15 protein-coding genes and 1 pseudogene are annotated in these 16,570 nt (G+C 69.4%); 13 read left to right on the top strand and 3 right to left on the bottom strand.

The window, feature by feature from the left end; all coding sequences use genetic code 11:
• The first annotated feature begins 19 nt into the window (after positions 1 to 19).
• Both infB and rbfA read left to right on the top strand, forming a co-directional pair.
• Positions 20 to 2,719, top strand: coding sequence for a translation initiation factor IF-2 (gene infB, locus FVA74_RS09080; protein WP_147721760.1), 2,700 nt, complete (start codon positions 20 to 22; stop codon positions 2,717 to 2,719).
• A 69-nt stretch (positions 2,720 to 2,788) separates the two neighbouring features.
• Positions 2,789 to 3,241, top strand: coding sequence for a 30S ribosome-binding factor RbfA (rbfA, locus tag FVA74_RS09075; RefSeq protein WP_147721758.1), 453 nt, complete (start codon positions 2,789 to 2,791; stop codon positions 3,239 to 3,241).
• Positions 3,242 to 3,244: 3 nt separating this feature from the next.
• On the opposite strand, the gene FVA74_RS09070 is transcribed toward rbfA, so the two are convergent.
• Entirely contained in the window at positions 3,245 to 4,108 is an 864-nt protein-coding gene (locus FVA74_RS09070) for an A/G-specific adenine glycosylase (protein ID WP_187266479.1), read from the bottom strand.
• Between the two features lie 46 nt (positions 4,109 to 4,154).
• On the opposite strand from FVA74_RS09070, the gene glsA reads away from it, so the two are divergent.
• On the top strand, positions 4,155 to 5,105 hold the full coding sequence (gene glsA / locus FVA74_RS09065) for a glutaminase A (protein WP_147721756.1): 951 nt from the start codon (positions 4,155 to 4,157) through the stop codon (positions 5,103 to 5,105).
• Here the strand turns inward: glsA and FVA74_RS09060 are convergent, their stop codons facing one another.
• Positions 5,106 to 6,098 (bottom strand): ketopantoate reductase family protein, encoded by a 993-nt coding sequence (locus tag FVA74_RS09060; RefSeq protein ID WP_147721754.1) that lies wholly within the window; start codon positions 6,096 to 6,098, stop codon positions 5,106 to 5,108.
• A gap of 58 nt (positions 6,099 to 6,156) precedes the next feature.
• Between FVA74_RS09060 and truB the strand changes: the two genes are divergently transcribed.
• The 5 genes from truB to FVA74_RS09035 are packed head-to-tail and all read left to right on the top strand — an operon-like array spanning position 6,157 to position 10,259.
• Positions 6,157 to 7,074: a tRNA pseudouridine(55) synthase TruB gene (gene truB, locus FVA74_RS09055; RefSeq protein ID WP_147721752.1), complete on the top strand. Its 918-nt coding sequence runs from the start codon at positions 6,157 to 6,159 to the stop codon at positions 7,072 to 7,074.
• A 38-nt stretch (positions 7,075 to 7,112) separates the two neighbouring features.
• A complete protein-coding gene (locus FVA74_RS09050; RefSeq protein WP_147721751.1) occupies positions 7,113 to 7,481 on the top strand; it encodes a hypothetical protein in 369 nt (122 codons plus the stop codon).
• A gap of 23 nt (positions 7,482 to 7,504) precedes the next feature.
• Positions 7,505 to 7,954, top strand: coding sequence for a hypothetical protein (locus tag FVA74_RS09045; RefSeq protein WP_147721749.1), 450 nt, complete (start codon positions 7,505 to 7,507; stop codon positions 7,952 to 7,954).
• Positions 7,955 to 7,956: 2 nt separating this feature from the next.
• Positions 7,957 to 8,898: a bifunctional riboflavin kinase/FAD synthetase gene (locus FVA74_RS09040; RefSeq protein WP_147721747.1), complete on the top strand. Its 942-nt coding sequence runs from the start codon at positions 7,957 to 7,959 to the stop codon at positions 8,896 to 8,898.
• On the top strand, positions 8,895 to 10,259 hold the full coding sequence (locus FVA74_RS09035; protein ID WP_240792184.1) for an MFS transporter: 1,365 nt from the start codon (positions 8,895 to 8,897) through the stop codon (positions 10,257 to 10,259). The genes FVA74_RS09040 and FVA74_RS09035 overlap by 4 nt, the downstream gene beginning before the upstream one ends.
• Here FVA74_RS09035 and FVA74_RS09030 read toward each other — a convergent pair.
• Positions 10,258 to 11,049, bottom strand: a pseudogene (locus tag FVA74_RS09030) (ROK family protein); the annotation flags it as partial. The gene FVA74_RS09035 and the pseudogene FVA74_RS09030 sit on opposite strands and share 2 nt — an antisense overlap.
• Positions 11,050 to 11,179: 130 nt before the next feature.
• On the opposite strand from FVA74_RS09030, the gene FVA74_RS09025 reads away from it, so the two are divergent.
• The 5 genes from FVA74_RS09025 to FVA74_RS09005 all read left to right on the top strand — a co-directional run bounded on the left by FVA74_RS09025 (position 11,180) and on the right by FVA74_RS09005 (position 16,553).
• Complete coding sequence (locus FVA74_RS09025) at positions 11,180 to 12,172, top strand: sugar-binding transcriptional regulator (RefSeq protein ID WP_240792183.1); 993 nt, start codon at positions 11,180 to 11,182, stop codon at positions 12,170 to 12,172.
• Positions 12,162 to 13,178 (top strand): deoxyribose-phosphate aldolase, encoded by a 1,017-nt coding sequence (gene deoC, locus FVA74_RS09020; protein WP_147721745.1) that lies wholly within the window; start codon positions 12,162 to 12,164, stop codon positions 13,176 to 13,178. The genes FVA74_RS09025 and deoC overlap by 11 nt, the downstream gene beginning before the upstream one ends.
• Positions 13,179 to 13,241: 63 nt before the next feature.
• Positions 13,242 to 14,747, top strand: a complete 1,506-nt coding sequence (locus FVA74_RS09015) for an aldehyde dehydrogenase family protein (RefSeq protein WP_147721743.1) — start codon at positions 13,242 to 13,244, stop codon at positions 14,745 to 14,747.
• Complete coding sequence (locus FVA74_RS09010) at positions 14,747 to 15,601, top strand: aldehyde dehydrogenase (RefSeq protein ID WP_147721741.1); 855 nt, start codon at positions 14,747 to 14,749, stop codon at positions 15,599 to 15,601. Before FVA74_RS09015 ends, FVA74_RS09010 begins: the two co-directional genes overlap by 1 nt.
• A gap of 88 nt (positions 15,602 to 15,689) precedes the next feature.
• Positions 15,690 to 16,553, top strand: a complete 864-nt coding sequence (locus tag FVA74_RS09005; RefSeq protein ID WP_187266480.1) for a CAP domain-containing protein — start codon at positions 15,690 to 15,692, stop codon at positions 16,551 to 16,553.
• Positions 16,554 to 16,570 lie beyond the last annotated feature (17 nt).

The raw sequence follows: 16,570 nt of genomic DNA, 5'->3' as shown, positions 1-16,570 counted from the left end.
GGCCCGAGACAGGAGAATTGTGGCTAAACCACGCGTGCACGAGATCGCGGCAGAACTCGGCATAGAAAGCAAGCAAGCCCTCGAGAAGCTGAAGGAACTTGGCGAGTTCGTCAAGGGCCCGTCCTCGAGCATCGAACCCCCAGTGGCCCGCAAGCTTCGGCAGGCATTCGAGGCGGAGGGCGTCAAGCCCCAGGCCAAGGACGCTGCCCCGAAGGCTGCCTCGCCGGCCAAGCCCGCTGCGAGCAAGCCCGCTCCGGCGCCTGCACCGGCCCCGGAGAAGCCGGCCGCTCCTGCGGCACAAACCCCGGCGGCAGAGACCCCGGCTCCCGAGGCTCCGGCCAAGCCCGCTGCGGCGACGGCCGACTCGGGTGCGACTCCGCCCGCGGGTGGTGCGCCCACCCCGGGTGCTCCGCGCCCCGGCGGTGCCCGTCCCGGCAACAACCCCTTCGCGAGCACGCAGGGCATGCAGCGCCCCGGCGCCCCGCGCCCGGGCACGCCTCGTCCCGGCAACAACCCCTACGCGAGCACGCAGGGCATGAATACCCGGCCTTCGCCCGCGAACATCCCGCGTCCCGCGGCACCCCGTCCCGGCAGCCCGCGTCCCGGTGCACCGCGTCCGGCTGGCGCTGGTCGTCCCGGCGGTGCCGGTGGATTCCGTCCCGGCGGCCCCGGTCGGCCTGCCGGTGCCGGTGGCTTCCGTCCCGGCGCTCCCGGTGGGGCGCCCGCTGGTGGCTTCGGCCCGCCCCGTCCCGGTGGCGGCGGCCGTGGTCGTGGTCCCGGCGGTGGCACGGCTGGTGCCTTCGGCCGTGGTGGCGGCAAGAGCAAGGCCCGCAAGTCGAAGCGTACGAAGCGGGCAGAGTTCGAGATGCGGGAGGCCCCGTCGCTCGGCGGCGTGAGCGTTCCCCGCGGCGACGGCAACACCGTTGTGCGTCTGCGCCGTGGCGCGTCGATCACGGACTTCGCCGACAAGATCGATGCGAGCCCCGGCAACCTCGTGACGGTGCTGTTCCACCTCGGTGAAATGGCGACCGCGACGGAGTCGCTCGACGAGGCCACCTTCGAGGTGCTGGGCGACGAGCTCGGCTACAAGATTCAGATCGTCTCGCCCGAGGATGAGGACCGCGAGCTGCTCGAGGGCTTCTCGATCGACCTCGACCAGGAGCTTGAGGACGAGGACGACTCGATGCTCGTGGCGCGGCCCCCCGTGGTCACCGTCATGGGTCACGTCGACCACGGTAAGACGAAGCTGCTCGATGCGATCCGCAACACGAGCGTCGGCGCCGGCGAGGCCGGTGGCATCACGCAGCACATCGGTGCCTACCAGGTGCAGGCCGAGCATGAGGGCGTCGATCGCAAGATCACCTTCATCGACACCCCCGGTCACGAGGCCTTCACGGCCATGCGTGCCCGTGGTGCGCAGGTCACCGACATCGCGATCCTCGTGGTCGCGGCTGACGACGGCATCATGCCGCAGACGGTTGAGGCCCTGAACCACGCGCAGTCGGCCAACGTGCCGATCGTCGTCGCGGTCAACAAGGTCGACAAGGAGGGAGCGAACCCCGCCAAGGTGCGCCAGCAGCTCACCGAGTTCGGCCTGGTTGCCGAGGAGTACGGCGGCGACACGATGTTCGTCGACGTCTCGGCGCTCCAGCGCAAGGGCATCGACACGCTGCTCGACGCGGTGCTCCTGACGGCAGACGCGGGTCTCGACCTGCGGGCCAACCCGTCGAAGGATGCCCGTGGTGTCGCGATCGAGGCCAAGCTCGACAAGGGCCGTGGTGCTGTCGCGACCGTGCTCATCCAGTCGGGAACGCTCCGTGTGGGAGACCCCATCGTGGCGGGCACGGCCTACGGCCGCGTTCGTGCGATGTTCGACGAGAACGGCGAGACCGTGACGGAGGCCACTCCGGCCCGCCCCGTCGCAGTGCTCGGACTCACGTCGGTGCCCCGCGCCGGTGACACCTTCCTCGTGACGGACGATGACCGCACGGCTCGCCAGATCGCTGAGAAGCGTGAGGCGGTCGAGCGCAACGCGACGCTGGCTCGCAGCCGCAAGCGCCTCAGCCTTGAGGACTTCACGAAGGCCCTCGAGGACGGCAAGGTCGAGTCGCTCAACCTCATCATCAAGGGTGACGTCTCCGGTGCCGTCGAGGCGCTCGAGGAGTCGCTCATGGACATCGAGGTCGACGATTCGGTGCAGTTGCGCATCATCCACCGCGGTGTGGGTGCTGTCACGGAGAGCGACGTCAACCTGGCGACGATCGACAACGCGATCATCATCGGCTTCAACGTGCGCCCCGACCCGAAGGCGCGCGAGCGCGCCGCTCGCGAGGGTGTCGATGTGCGGTTCTACAACGTCATCTACAACGCCCTCGAGGATGTCGAGAGCTCGCTCAAGGGCATGCTCAAGCCTGAGTACGAAGAGGTCCAGTCGGGTGTCGCGGAGATCCGCGAGATCTTCCGCTCCTCGAAGTTCGGCAACATCGCCGGTGTCATCGTGCGGTCGGGAACGATCACGCGAAACGCCAAGGCACGCGTCATCCGCGAGGGTGTCGTCGTGGGCGACAACCTGGCGATCGAGTCGCTGCGTCGTTTCAAGGACGACGTCACCGAGGTCAAGACGGACTTCGAGGCCGGTATCGGTCTCGGCAAGTTCAACGACATCCAGATCGGTGACGAGATCGAGACGATCGAGATGAAGGAGAAGCCGCGGGCATAGGGCCCAGCGGCACGGTGGGTGCCGTCGACGAAGGTCGGCGGCACCCACTCACAGTCTTAGGAGAAGGCAATGGCTGACCCGACACGGGCCGCCCGCATGGCGGACCACATCAAGCAGATCGTGGCTCGACGTCTCGAGCGCGGCCTCCGCGACCCGCGGCTCGGCTTCGTGACGATCACGGATGTGCGTGTGACGGGCGACCTGCAGCACGCGAGCATCTTCTACACGGTCTATGGCTCCGATGAGGAGCGGTCTGATTCGGCCGCCGCCCTCAAGTCGGCGACGGGAATGCTGCGCAGCGAGGTCGGCAAGAACCTGACGTCGCGCCTCACCCCGACGATCGAGTTCATCGCGGATGCCCTCCCTGAGAACGCCAAGCACCTGGATGACCTCCTCGCGGAGGCTCGCCGACGCGATGAGGAGATCGAGCGTCAGAAGGCGACGGCGAAGTATGCGGGTGACGAGGATCCCTACGTCAAGCCGCGCGTCATCAGCGACGACGAGGACGACGACGGGCGGTAGCGTTCACGGCAGCTCGTAGCCGCCGTTGACTTGCACGAGCAGGCCGTCGCGCAGGAGCCCTGCGAGCGCCCGCTCACGCTGCCCGGCATCCGACCACAGCCCAGCGATCTCTGCGGGCGTGACTGGAACGTCTGCCGCGCGCACCTCACGCATGATGAGTCCGCGCACCTGCCGGTCGCTGCCCTCGAATCGTGCCTGCGATCGCCCCTTGGGGCCGTCGTACTCGGGGTAGCCTGCGGCACGCCACGCGCAGTGCGACGCGATCGGGCACGCTTCACAGAGCGGGCGTCGCGCGGTGCAGACGATCGCCCCGAGTTCCATGACGGCCGCATTGGTGGTGCGGGCGGCCGCGTCGTCCTCCGGCAGGAGCGCGTCCATCGCGGCGAGGTCCCTGCGTGTCGAGGGCGGGCCTGCCTGCGCTTGGCCCGCGACGGCGCGGGCGATGACCCTCCGCACGTTGGTGTCGACGACCGGATGCCGGTGGCCGTAGGCGAAGACGGCGACCGCCCGTGCCGTGTAGTCGCCGACGCCTGGCAGGGCGAGGAGTTCATCGACATCCTGGGGCACGACGCCGCCGTGTCGTTCGCTGATTGCGGTGGCGGCGGCGTGGAGGGCGAGCGCGCGGCGCGGGTAGCCGAGCCGGTCCCAGGCGCGCACGGCGTCTCCGGGCGGGGATGCGGCGAGGTGGGCGGGCGTCGGCCAGCGCTCGAGCCATTGGGTGAGGCGGGCAATGACCCGCGCGACCTGGGTCTGCTGCAGCATGATCTCGCTGACGAGGGTTCCCCACGGGGTGAAGCCGGCTTCGCGCCACGGGAGGTCGCGGCCGTGCTCCTCGAACCATTCGTTCACGGCCCGGCTGATCGTCACCGCACAAGCCTAGGCCGCTCGCGACATCCGGTGCTTGACTGGGTGCATGACCAACGCGCTCGCTCGTGCCGCCGCCCGCTACGACCTGGGGGCGCTGCACCGCGAGCTCATGGAGGAGCACGGGGGCGAGGTCGACGACAGTGTGCCGCAGCTGGCCGAGGCCGATCCGAGTGCCTTCGGCATCGCCCTTGCCTTCCCTGACGGCGATGTGCGCTCGGTCGGCAACGCCCGCGACGAGTTCTCGATGCAGTCGGCGGTCAAGCCCTTCGTCTACGCGCTCGCGCTGCGGGACAACTACGACGCGGTGCACGAGGAGGTGGGCACGGAGCCGACGGGGGAGTCCTTCGACGCCGTGCTGCTGGAGGAGGACACCGGTCGGCCTCCGAACCCCATGGTGAACGCGGGGGCGATCTACACGGCAAACCTTGTCGAGGGTTCGGATGCCCGTGCCAAGCGTGACCGCATCCTGGCGGGCCTCTCGGCGTTCGCGGGACGCGAGCTCCGCGTCGACGACGGCGTCGCCGAGGCAGAGCAGGAGAAGGGCGATCGCAACCGGGCGCTCGCATACCTCATGCGCTCGATGGGCACGCTCGACCTCGGGGTGGACGAGGCACTCGAGGTGTACGCCGCGGCCTGCGCCGTCTTGGTCGACACGGAGGTGCTCGCCGTCATGGGGGCAACGCTCGCGTTCGGCGGTCGCAACCCGCGCACGGGTGAGCAGGTCGTCTCCCGACGGGTCGTGACGGATGTGCTGAGTGTCATGGCGACCTGCGGCATGTATGACGGCTCGGGTCGCTGGCTGCGCAAGGTGGGCCTGCCCGCGAAGTCGGGGGTTGCGGGCGGCCTTGTGGCCGCGGTGCAGGGGGTCGCGGGCATCGGCGTCTACAGTCCGCCGCTCGACGACGTCGGCAACAGTGTGCGAGGGGTGCGTGTGTGCGAGCGCCTCTCGGCCGAGCTCGGCCTCCACGTCTTCGACCGGGAGTTCGACCCGTCCTGATCAGACGGCGACCGCGCTGAGGGTCTCCTCCACCGTGAGGAAGCGTCCGCTCGCCTCGACCTCGTGCACGAGCTCGGTCAGCCGTGCATTGATTCGCGCTTCCTCCCCGGTGCGGTGCGCCTCGGCAACGACGGCCCCGTTGAGGTAGTCGATCTCGCTCAGCTGCCCTCGGCGGATGCTCTGCAGCGTCGAGCCGGGGTTCGGCACCTCGCCCAGGTAGTCGGCGATGAAGCGCGGGAGTGCTTCGGATGCTGCCGGCTCGGCATCCGCGATGCCCTCGAGCATCTGGTGCGTGACCCCGTTGACCTCCTCGAAGCGCACGCCGTCGGCGAGGGCGATGCGCACGGCCTCCCGCATGCTGAGCGCCATGATCCGGCGCAGCCCGTCGTGCGCGACGACCTCCTGCACGCTGAGATTCGTGATGGCGGGCAGCGCGTTGACCTGGTTGATCACGAGCTTGGTCCAGCGTGCGCCCGCGAATCCTTCGACAACCGTCACGGGCAGTGCCTCTCCAAGCACGGCGGCCGCGACGTGGGCCGGCGCGGGCTCGCCCTCGAGCATCCCCAGCCAGGTGCCCGCTGGCGCCGTGACGACGACGTCGCCGGGGGAGCGGTAGGTTGCGGCGATGAGGGAGAGGGCGCCGATCACGGGTGAGCTCGGCAGCAGTTGTTGCACGGCTTCGATGCCGCCGAGCCCGTTCTGCCAGACGACGACGGGCACCCCGCGCAGGAGGCCTGCGTTGGCGGCGACGGCGGCCGCGGCATCCATCGCCTTCGTGGCTACGATCGCCAAGTCGGGAACCCGCGTGAGTGCCTCGCCCGCCGCGACTCGGGCGGTGTGCTCGCCCCAGGCGCCACTGAGCCGGATGCCGTGCTCGCGGATCGCGTCGAGCCCGGCGCCGCGGGCGGTCACCTCGAGGTCGTGGCCCGCACGGTCGAGCAGGGCGGCGATGGTTCCCCCCATGGCGCCGGCCCCGAGCACCGCGATCTGCATGCGCCCAAGCCTATTGCCGCCCGGGCCCCGGTGCCGCCGGGTAGCGTGGTCTCCCGTGATGAGCAACGCCCCCGATACTCCGCGCTCCGGAATCCTCCTCGTCGACAAGCCCCAGGGCATCACGAGCCACGACGCGGTCTCGCGCACCCGGCGCCTTGCTGGCACCAAGAAGGTGGGCCACGCGGGCACCCTCGACCCCATGGCGACGGGCCTGCTCATGCTCGGCATCGGCAGCTCGACGCGCCTCCTGACCTACCTTGTTGGTCTCGACAAGGAGTACATCGCGACCATCCGGCTCGGCGTCTCGACAACGACGGACGACGCCGAGGGCGAGACGACCGCGACGGCGGATGCCACGGGGCTCGACCAGGCCGGCATTGCGGAGGGCATCGCCAGGCTCACGGGCCCGATCGCGCAGGTGCCGAGCACGGTCAGCGCGATCAAGGTCAACGGCAAGCGCGCCTACGCGCTCGCTCGGGCCGGCGAGGAGGTTGAGCTCAAGGCGAGGAGCGTCACGATCTCCGCCTTCGAAGTGCTCGGCGAACCCCGCTCGGCGGGCCAGGCGCTCGACCTCGACGTGCGCGTCGTGTGTTCCTCCGGCACGTACATCCGTGCCCTCGCCCGCGACCTGGGCGGCGACCTCGGCGTTGGTGGGCACCTCACGGCCCTGCGTCGCACGCGGGTCGGTCCTTTCTCGGTCGGTGACGCCCTCGTGCTGCCTGAGCGCGGCGTCGAACTCGACATCGCGCCTTTCCTGCGCGAAGCAGCGGATGTCGCGGCCACCCTCTTCCCGACGATCGACGCCGATGCCGACACCGTGCGCGCGCTCGAGAACGGGCAACGGGTCGAGCTGCCGGGCGCCGAGGCATCCGCTGATCCCGTCGCGGTCATCGCGCCCGACGGCCATCTCGTCGGGCTCGTCACGATCAAGGCGGGCCGGGCGCGCGTGCTCGTGAATTTTCCGACGGGTGCCTGACGCCCGGCGTGAGCGCTCGCATCTGCAAGGATTGACGCATGGTTGAGTGGTTCACGGTCGTGCAGGTGGCAGTTGCGGTCGCCGCGGGACTCTTCTGCCTCGTCGCAGGCCTCATGGGCCGGCTGCCGAACGACTTCACGCTCGGCGCGACCGCGGTCGTTCTCGTGTTCCTGCTCGGCCAGGTCGTCGTGGCGCTCATCGCGCCGGTCGTCGGCAATGTGGCATCCGGCAGCCTCCTCGAGTTCTGGACCTACCTCGTCTCCGCCGTGCTGCTGCCCCCACTCGCGGGATTCTGGGCCCTCATCGAGCGCAACCGGTGGAGCAACGTGATTCTCGGTGTCGTGTGCCTCGCCGTGGCGGTCATGGTGTGGCGCATGAACGAGATCTGGTTCGTGCAGGGTGCCTGATTCCATCGCCTAAAGTTGGAGGGATGCCTCCTCACTCCTCTTCGCGCGCGGTCGGCGTCGGCCGCGTCCTCATTGCCGTGTACGGCATCCTCGCCCTCGCGGCGACGGCGCGATCGGCAGTGCAGATCATTGAGCGCTTCGACGAGGCGCCGCTCGCCTACGTGCTCTCCGCCGTCTCCGCCGTCGTCTACATCGCGGCGACCGCCGCGCTACTCGGGCGCGGGCGCACCTGGTATCTCGTGGCCCTCGTCGCCATCATCTTCGAGCTCGTGGGCGTGCTCGCGGTCGGCACCCTGAGCCTCACGATGCCGGAACTCTTCGCGCACCCCTCGGTCTGGTCGTGGTTCGGCGCTGGCTACCTGTTCATCCCTCTCCTGCTGCCGATCCTGGGCCTCGTCTGGCTGGCAAAGCGCCGCGGTGACATCGAGACCTCCGATACCGTCGCGGTGGGCGACACGGTGGGAGGTCGCTGAGGATGGAATGCTTCCGTTCCCTCGATGAGGTGCCGAGCGACTTCGGTCCGAGCGCCGTGACGATCGGCAAGTTCGATGGCGTGCACGCGGGCCACCGCGCCGTCATCGGCGAGTTGCTGACGATGGCGCAGGCGCAGAAGCTCGTGCCGACGGTGGTGACCTTCGATCGGCATCCGCTCGCGCACCTCGACCCGCCGCGCGCTCCCGAAGCGCTCATCAGCACAGAACAGAAGCTCGAGCGGCTCGCAGGTGCTGGCGTGCAGGCCACGCTGATCGTGACCTTCGACGAGGCCTTCGCGGCGCAGACGCCCGAAGAGTTTGTCGAGAACATCCTTGTGGGCGCGCTCGCGGCTCGCCTCGTCTTCGTCGGCAGCGACTTCCGCTACGGCCACCGCGGCGAGGGAACCGTCGAGACGCTCAGGCGGGCAGGCGAGGCGCACGGCTTCGAGGTTCGACTCGTCGACGACGTGCGCGCGGCCGAGGGGCGCCGGGCCTCCTCGACGTGGATCAGAGAGGCACTTGCCGCGGGCAACGTGCGCGAGGCGACCGAGGTGCTCGGCATGCCGCCCACGGTGCGCTCGGTCGTCGTCCCCGGCGAGAAGCGCGGGCGAGAGCTCGGCTTCCCCACGGCAAACCTGCGGCCGCGGCCCGAGGGCTTCATCCCGGCCGATGGTGTCTACGCCGGCTGGCTCACGGTCGACGGCACGACCTACCCGGCGGCGATCTCGATCGGCAACAACCCGACCTTCGAGGGCGTGCCGGAGAGGCAGGTTGAGGCCTACGTGCTCGACGAGGACATGGATCTCTACGGACGCACGGTCGAGCTCACCTTCACGGAACGACTGCGCGGCATGGTGAAGTACACGACGGTCGAGGCGCTCATCGAACAGTTGCGCCATGACGTGGCTGACACACGACGGGTGCTGGGCCTCCCGCGCTCGTGACGGCGCATCCGGCCACACCGCTGCCGCTCTGGGCGGGGCGCACGGCGGCACTCATTGGCATCCTCCTTGTCGCATTCAACGTGCGCACGGCGGTCTCGGCAATCGCTCCCGTCGCGGTCGACATCGCGAAGGATGTGACCCTCGGCTCCATCCAGCTGGGCATCATCGGCACCGTGCCGCCCATCGCCTTCGCGGCGTCGGCCCTCTTCGGTGCCGCGATTGCCCGCCGCTTCGGGGTGGAGCAGCTGCTCGCGGTGGCCATCATCGCGATGGTGCTCGGCCACGTGTTCCGTGCCGTCGCGCCATCGTTCTTGGTCCTGCTCGTCGGCACGATCGTCGCGCTCGCGGGCGCCGGCATCGGCAACGTGCTGCTGCCGCCCCTCGTCAAGCGCTACTTCCCCGACCGCATCGGGCTCGTCACCGCGGTCTACGTGGGCATCGTGTCGGTCAGCGCCGCCGTGCCGTCGTCCATCGCTGCGCCCGTGACGGATGCTGCGGGCTGGCGCACCTCGCTCGCCGTCTGGGGGATCTCGGCGCTCGTGTGCCTGCTGCCGTGGCTCGTAATCCTGCTCCGTCACCGGCGCGCTTCGGCCGCCCAGCGCGATGCACCTGTGCCGCCGGCTCCTCGGATCCCTGCGGGTATCTGGCGTTCCCGGGTCGCCTGGGCCGTCGCCCTCACCTTCTCGCTGTCGTCGGCACACGTCTACTCGGCGTTCGCCTGGTTGCCGCTGCTGCTCGTCGAGAAGGCGGGAGTGGGGGAGGCCGAGGCAGGTGCCATGCTCGGCCTGTATGCGCTCATCGGCCTGCCAGCGGCCCTCGTGATCCCACCCCTCGCAAGTCGCCTGCGCAACGTCGGCGTGCTGCTCTACTGCGGCATCGTGCTCTTCCTGATCGGCTACTCCGGCCTGATCTTCGCGCCTTCCGCTTCACCGTGGCTATGGGTGGTGCTCGCAGGCGCGGGCACCATCACGTTCCCCTTGGCGCTGACTCTCGTGAACCTGCGCACCCGCACGCAGGCCGGCTCGGTCGCCCTGAGCGGCTTCGCGCAGGGGGTCGGTTATGCCGTCGCAGCCCTGGGGCCCTTCCTCTTCGCCCTGCTTCATGATGTGAGCGGGGGATGGGACCTGCCGCTGTATTACCTCATGGCGACGGCACTGCTGACCGCTGTGGTCGGTCGGCAGCTGGGGCGTCCGACCATGCTCGAGGACGAGCTTGAGGCTCGTGCGCCGGGAGGGCCAGCCTCAGGAACAGTGGATGAGCGCCGCGGCACCGATGGGGCCCCTCGCCTGAGAGCGCGGAGGGCGTCACGCGCACCTTCTCGACAAAGCTCCATCCGGCTCGCGGCTGCATCGCTGCCCTGATGTGAGTGAAGAGCTCGGGGGCGACGTGGCTGAAACCGCCGCCGATCGCGACGGCCTCGAGGTCGCAGAGGGCGGTGGCTGAGGCGATCGCGCGGCCGAGTGCCGTGCCGGCACGCTCAACGGCGGCAAGGGCGAGGGGGTCCCCGGCCGCGTGGGCTGCCGCGAGGTCTTCTCCCGTGGCGCCCGCCCAGCCCTGGCGTCGGGCCCACTCGACCGTGTGCGGTCCGGATGCGATGGCCTCGAGGCATCCGGTGCCCCCACAGGCGCATGGCTCGTCGAAGCCGCCGACCTCGAGGTGTCCGATGTGTCCCGCGTTGCCACTCGGGCCCTGGAAGGGTGCGCCGTCGATGATGAGTCCGCCGCCGACGCCGGTGGAGACGATCATGCCCATGCTGGTGCGGGTGCCGCGGGTGGCGCCGATCCAGTTCTCGGCGAGGGCGATGCACAATCCGTCGATTGCAATTCGCACGGGGGTGTCAGGGACGAGGGCCTCGAGCTGTGCGCGGAGGGGGTAGTCGCGCCACGCGGGCACGTTGAGCGGGCTCACGAGGCCGGCAGCTGCGTCGATGGGGCCAGCGCTTCCGATCCCCACCCCGATGATCCCGGCGTCGGCGGCAGTAGCGAGCGCTCGCGCACTCACTGACTCGACCGCATCGACGAGGGCGGCGGAGGTCGCCTCGCGACCGGTTGCGGCCCGGTACCGGCTGCCTGCCAGCACCGTGCCGCGCTCATCGACGAGCGCAGCCTCGACCTTGGTTCCTCCGAAATCGACCGCGAGCGCGAGGGGCATGTGCCAAGGGTAGTGGCCGAGTGCCGCGAGGCGTCTCCGCTCATATGAGCAGCATTGGCTACGGATGTTGCCAAGCGCCCTAGCCGCACCTAGCCTTGGTAGCACCCCAGGTTGAGAGAGGTGGTGCCGCGTGTCCGACGAACTCCTCATGGTGCGCGCCGCCGAGCTCTACTACGAAGACGGCAAGACCCAGGATGAGATCGGCGCACTTCTGCGCACCACCCGCTGGAAGGTTGGTCGCCTACTCGCCAAGGCGCGCGATCGCGGCATCGTGCGCATCGAGATCGTGCACCCGCGAGCCCGTCGTCTCAGCCTCGAGCGCCTTTTGCGCGAGCAGTACGGCCTCGCTGACGCGATCGTCGTGCCGGCTGCCGACGATGCCGATGTGCAGGCGAGCGTGTCGCGCGCTGCGGCCGACTACCTCGCGGCCCTCCGTCCCATCCCGCGCGTGCTCGGCATCAGCTGGGGTCGCACGCTGAGCGCCGTCGCCGACCGTCTCGCGCCCGGGTGGGCCAACGAGGTGCGCGTCGTGCAGATCAACGGCGGCATCTCCCTGAGCAGTGCTCCCAGGGCGGGGGCCGGCAGTGCTGCCTCGACTGCCGCCCTCATCGCGCACAAGGCGGGCGGCCAGGCGATCCTTCTGCCGAGCCCCGCCATCCTCGAACACGCCGCCACGAAGGCGGCGATCGAGTCCGACCGCACGGTTGCGGGAGTGCTCGACCTCGCGAAGACGGCCACCGCGTTCCTCTTCAGCGCGGGCGTGGCCGATGGCAGCAGCGTGCTCGTCGAGAGCGGCTACCTGAGCGCAGCGGATGTCGACGAGCTCGTGCAGAAGGGTGCCGTCGGCGATGTCGTGGGCAGATTCATCAACGCCGACGGCGAAATCGTCGACCCGGCCCTCGACGCACGCACGGTCGGCGTGGGGCACCAGGTGCTTCGCGAAGCCTCGACCTCGGTGCTCGTAATCGCAGGCAGCTCGAAGCATCCCGTGGCCAAGGCCGTCGTCTCAAGCGGCCTGTGCTCCGTCATCGTCACCGACGAGGAGACGGCCAGGGCGCTCACGCAGGATTCGGCGCACGGCGCCTCCCACGGCACAGAACAAGGAGCATCCCATGTCGCCTGACAACACCTCGGTCGCACTCGCGCCCGCCGAGAGGGCCTTGCGTCTCATCGGCTCAGACCTCACGGAGTCGAGCCTCACGCGCTATCTCGACGGCATCCCCGGCATCGACGCGGTGGGCCTCGAAGCGAGGGCTGCCTCGCTCGGCTCGCGCTCGATCAAGACCACCTCAAAGGCCTGGGCGATCGACAAGATCATCTCCCTCATCGACCTGACGACCCTCGAGGGTGCTGACACCCCCGGCAAGGTGAGTTCCCTCGTCGCGAAGGCAATCACGCCCGACCCCGCCGAGCCGAGCACGCCGCGCGTCGCCGCCGTTTGCGTCTACGGCGACATGGTGGCGGATGCCGTCTCTGCGCTCGGCGTCCACCACGGTGACCCCGAGGACGGCGGCATCGCGGTCGCCGCCGTTGCGACGGCGTTCCCCAGCGGTCGCTCCTCGCTCGCGATCAAGCTCGCAGACACGGCGGACGCGGTCGCGGCGGGTGCCGACGAGATCGACATGGTTATCGACCGCGGGGCGTTCCTCTCCGGCCGTTACGGCCTCGTGTTCGACCAGATCGTTGCCGTCAAGGAGGCGTGCCGCAAGCCCGATGGCTCCTACGCCTCGCTCAAGGTGATCCTCGAGACGGGCGAACTCAATACCTACGACAACGTGCGCCGGGCATCCTGGCTCTCGATCCTCGCGGGCGGTGACTTCATCAAGACCAGCACGGGCAAGGTGCAGCCAGCCGCTACGCTGCCCGTCACCGTCAGCATGCTCGAGGTCGTGCGCGACTGGCACCACCTCACGGGCGAGAAGGTCGGTGTCAAGCCGGCCGGCGGCATCAGCACCTCGAAGGACGCCATCAAGTACCTCGTGGCCGTTGCCGAGGTCGTGGGGGAGGAGTGGCTGCAGCCACACCTGTTCCGCTTCGGGGCATCCAGCCTGCTCAACGACGTGCTCATGCAGCGCCAGAAGCTTTCCACCGGCCGCTACTCGGGCCCCGACTACGTCACCGTCGCCTAAGACCCCCCGTGGGTTGAGAGGGCCCGCCAGGGCCGTATCGAGACCCAGGACGAAGGAAAAAACATGTCATTCCTCGAATACGCACCGGCTCCCGAGTCGAAGGCGATCCTCAACCTGCGCGAGTCCTACGGGCTCTTCATCGACGGCGAGTTCGTCGACGGCCGCGGCGAGGGCTTCACCACCATCTCTCCCGCGACGGAGGAGCACATTGCGGCTGTCTCCAACGCCAACGCGGCGGACGTCGACCTCGCGGTCGCTGCGGCACGTCGCGCCTACGAGACGAGCTGGTCGCGCATGAGCGGCTCCGACCGCGGCAAGTACCTCTTCCGCATCGCGCGCCTCGTTCAGGAGCGTGCGCGCGAACTCGCGGTGGCCGAGAGCCTCGACAATGGCAAGCCGATCAAGGAGAGCCGCGACGTCGACGTGCCCCTCGTTGCCGCCTGGTTCTTCTACTACGCGGGCTGGGCCGACAAGCTCGACCACGCGGGCATGGGCCCGAACCCGCGCTCGCTCGGTGTCGCGGCCCAGGTCATCCCGTGGAACTTCCCGCTGCTCATGCTCGCGTGGAAGATCGCCCCCGCGCTCGCTGCGGGCAACACGGTCGTGATCAAGCCGGCCGAGACCACGCCGCTCTCGGCGCTCATCTTTGCCGAGATCCTCCAGCAGGCAGACCTGCCGAAGGGGGTCGTCAACATCATCACCGGTGCGGGGGACACGGGCGCGGCCCTCGTCAACCACCCCGATGTCAACAAGGTGGCCTTCACGGGGTCAACCGCCGTGGGGAGGGCGATTGCTCGTTCGACTGCCGGCACCGGCAAGAAGCTCACGCTCGAACTCGGCGGCAAGGCGGCCAACATCGTCTTCGACGATGCCCCCATCGACGCCGCGATCGAGGGCATCGTCAACGGCATCTTCTTCAACCAGGGCCACGTGTGCTGCGCGGGCTCGCGCCTGCTGGTGCAGGAGAACATCCACGACGACGTCATCGAGCGTCTCAAGCAGCGCCTCTCAACCCTTCGAGTGGGCGACCCGCTCGACAAGAACACGGATGTCGGCGCCATCAACTCCCGCGAGCAGCTCGAGCGCATCCGGGAACTCAGCGCGATCGGCGAGCAGGAGGGCGCCGAGCGCTGGTCGCCCGCGTGCGAGTTGCCGCAGAAGGGCTTCTGGTTTGCTCCGACGATCTTCACGGGCGTCTCGCAGAGCCATCGCATCGCCCGTGACGAGATCTTCGGTCCGGTGCTGTCGGTGCTGACCTTCCGCACGCCCGCAGAGGCGATCGCGAAGGCCAACAACACGCCCTACGGCCTCTCCGCCGGTATCTGGAGCGAGAAGGGCAGCCGCATCCTCGCTGTTGCCGACAAGCTGCGCGCGGGCGTGGTCTGGGCGAACACCTTCAACCGCTTCGACCCCGCGAGCCCCTTCGGTGGCTACAAGGAGTCCGGTTACGGCCGCGAGGGCGGCCGTCACGGCCTCGCCGCATACCTCGAGTCCTCGGGATGGGACGCCTCCGTCGCGTCGCCCGAGCAGGCCCTGTCCGCCACCACGACCAAGAAGGGCGCCAAGTGATGTCTCACCTCACGATCCCCAAGACCTACAAGCTCTACATCGGCGGCAAGTTCCCCCGCAGCGAGTCGGGTCGCACCTATGAGGTCGCCACGGCGAAGGGTGAGTTCCTCGCCAATGCCGCCAAGGCCTCGCGCAAGGATGCCCGTGACGCGGTTGTCGCTGCACGCAAGGCGCTCGATGGCTGGGCCGGCGCATCCGGCTACAACCGTGGCCAGGTGCTCTACCGCATCGCGGAGCTCCTCGAGGGGCGCAGGGCGCAGTTCGTCGACGAGGTCCGCCGCTCCGAGGGCGTGTCGGAGCCGGAGGCGGGCCGCCAGGTCGACGCCGCGATCGACACCTGGGTCCGGTATGCGGGCTGGGCTGACAAGTACGTGCAGGTCGCCGGAAACGGCAACCCCGTCAGCGGCCCCTACTTCAACCTCTCGACACCCGAGCCAACCGGCGTCGTCGCGATCATCGCGCCACAGGAATCCTCGCTCCTGGGGCTCGCCAGCGTCGTCGCCCCCGCGCTCGTAGCTGGGAACACGGTCGTCGTGGTCGCGAGCGAGAAGCATCCGCTCAGTGCCATCACGCTTTCGGAGGTGCTTGCGACGAGTGACGTGCCCGGTGGCGTCGTCAACGTGCTCACGGGCTCCGCGGGCGAGATCGCCCCCTGGCTGGCGGGTCACTCCGACGTCAACGCGATCGACCTCGCAGGCGCGGGCGACCTCGACTGGGTGGACCTCGAGATCGCGGCGGCGGAGACGCTCATGCGCGTGCGTCGCCCCGAAGTCGGCGTGCCCGGCCCGTCGCTCGAGCGCGTCGTGTTCTTCACCGAGACAAAGACGGTCTGGCACACCAAGTCACTCATCTGAGGTCAGGCTCTTTTCGGGTGCCACACAGGGCCTTTGCATGAGCCCCGCGTAGCGTGCTCCCTTGTTTTCGTCTCCGGGGGTACGAGCAGTGGAACTCGCGAATGTCAGCGCGCGCCAGAGTGCCGTAGGGCGCTCGCTCTGGGTGGCCGTCGCGGCGCTCTTCGCGACAGTCTCGGTGCTCGCTGGCTCAAGCCCGGCCACCGCGGCTGATGAGGGAACCATCCACGCCCTCGCCAACCAGAGTCGCGCATCCGCTGGCCTTGGCCCGCTCACGCTCAACGGTTCGCTCAGCCAGGTGGCCCTCGGGTGGGCACAGCACATGGCGGCCACGGGAACGCTCGCGCACAATCCGTCCTACGCTTCGCAGATTCCGCCGGACTGGCGGGCCGCAGGCGAGAACGTGGCGCAGGGCTATCCCAACGCTGCCGCCGTGCACTCGGGGTGGATGAACTCCCCCGGGCACAGGGCAAACATCCTTGGCGACTACACGGACATTGGCATTGCCCACATCGCCGCGGGTGGAACCACCTGGTCGGTGCAGGTGTTCGCGAAGTATCAGGGAGCCGCGTCGGCCGCGCCTGCTCCCGCGCCGGCACCAGCACCCGCTCCCGCTCCCGCGCCAGCGCCGGCACCCGCTCCGGCTCCCGCGCCAGCGCCGGCCCCTGCACCCGCCGAGCCGGACCCAGCTCCTGTCGAGGAGGCGCCCGCCGAGGATGCGCCCGCAACCGAGGCGGACGCCGAGTCGGGGGAGGAGGCCGCGAGCACGGCGGAAAAGGATGAACCGCGCGCGGGGAGCGACGATCGCGCAGGCGGCTCCTCGAACAGTGAGGAGGGCACGGCAGGGAACTCGCCCATGCTCATCACGGGCGGCGTGCTGCTCGCCCTCGTGGTGGCGGGTGCGGTCGGGTGGCTGCGCATCCGTCCCCCGAAGTGGGGTCGGGCCCAAAAGTAACAAAACGGTAACGGACG

The sequence above is a fragment of the Salinibacterium sp. dk2585 genome (assembly GCF_008001035.1).
In the GTDB taxonomy this organism is placed as follows: domain Bacteria; phylum Actinomycetota; class Actinomycetes; order Actinomycetales; family Microbacteriaceae; genus Homoserinimonas.
The sequence above is the reverse complement of the archived record's forward strand: the minus strand, read 5'-3'. Positions and strand labels throughout refer to the sequence as shown.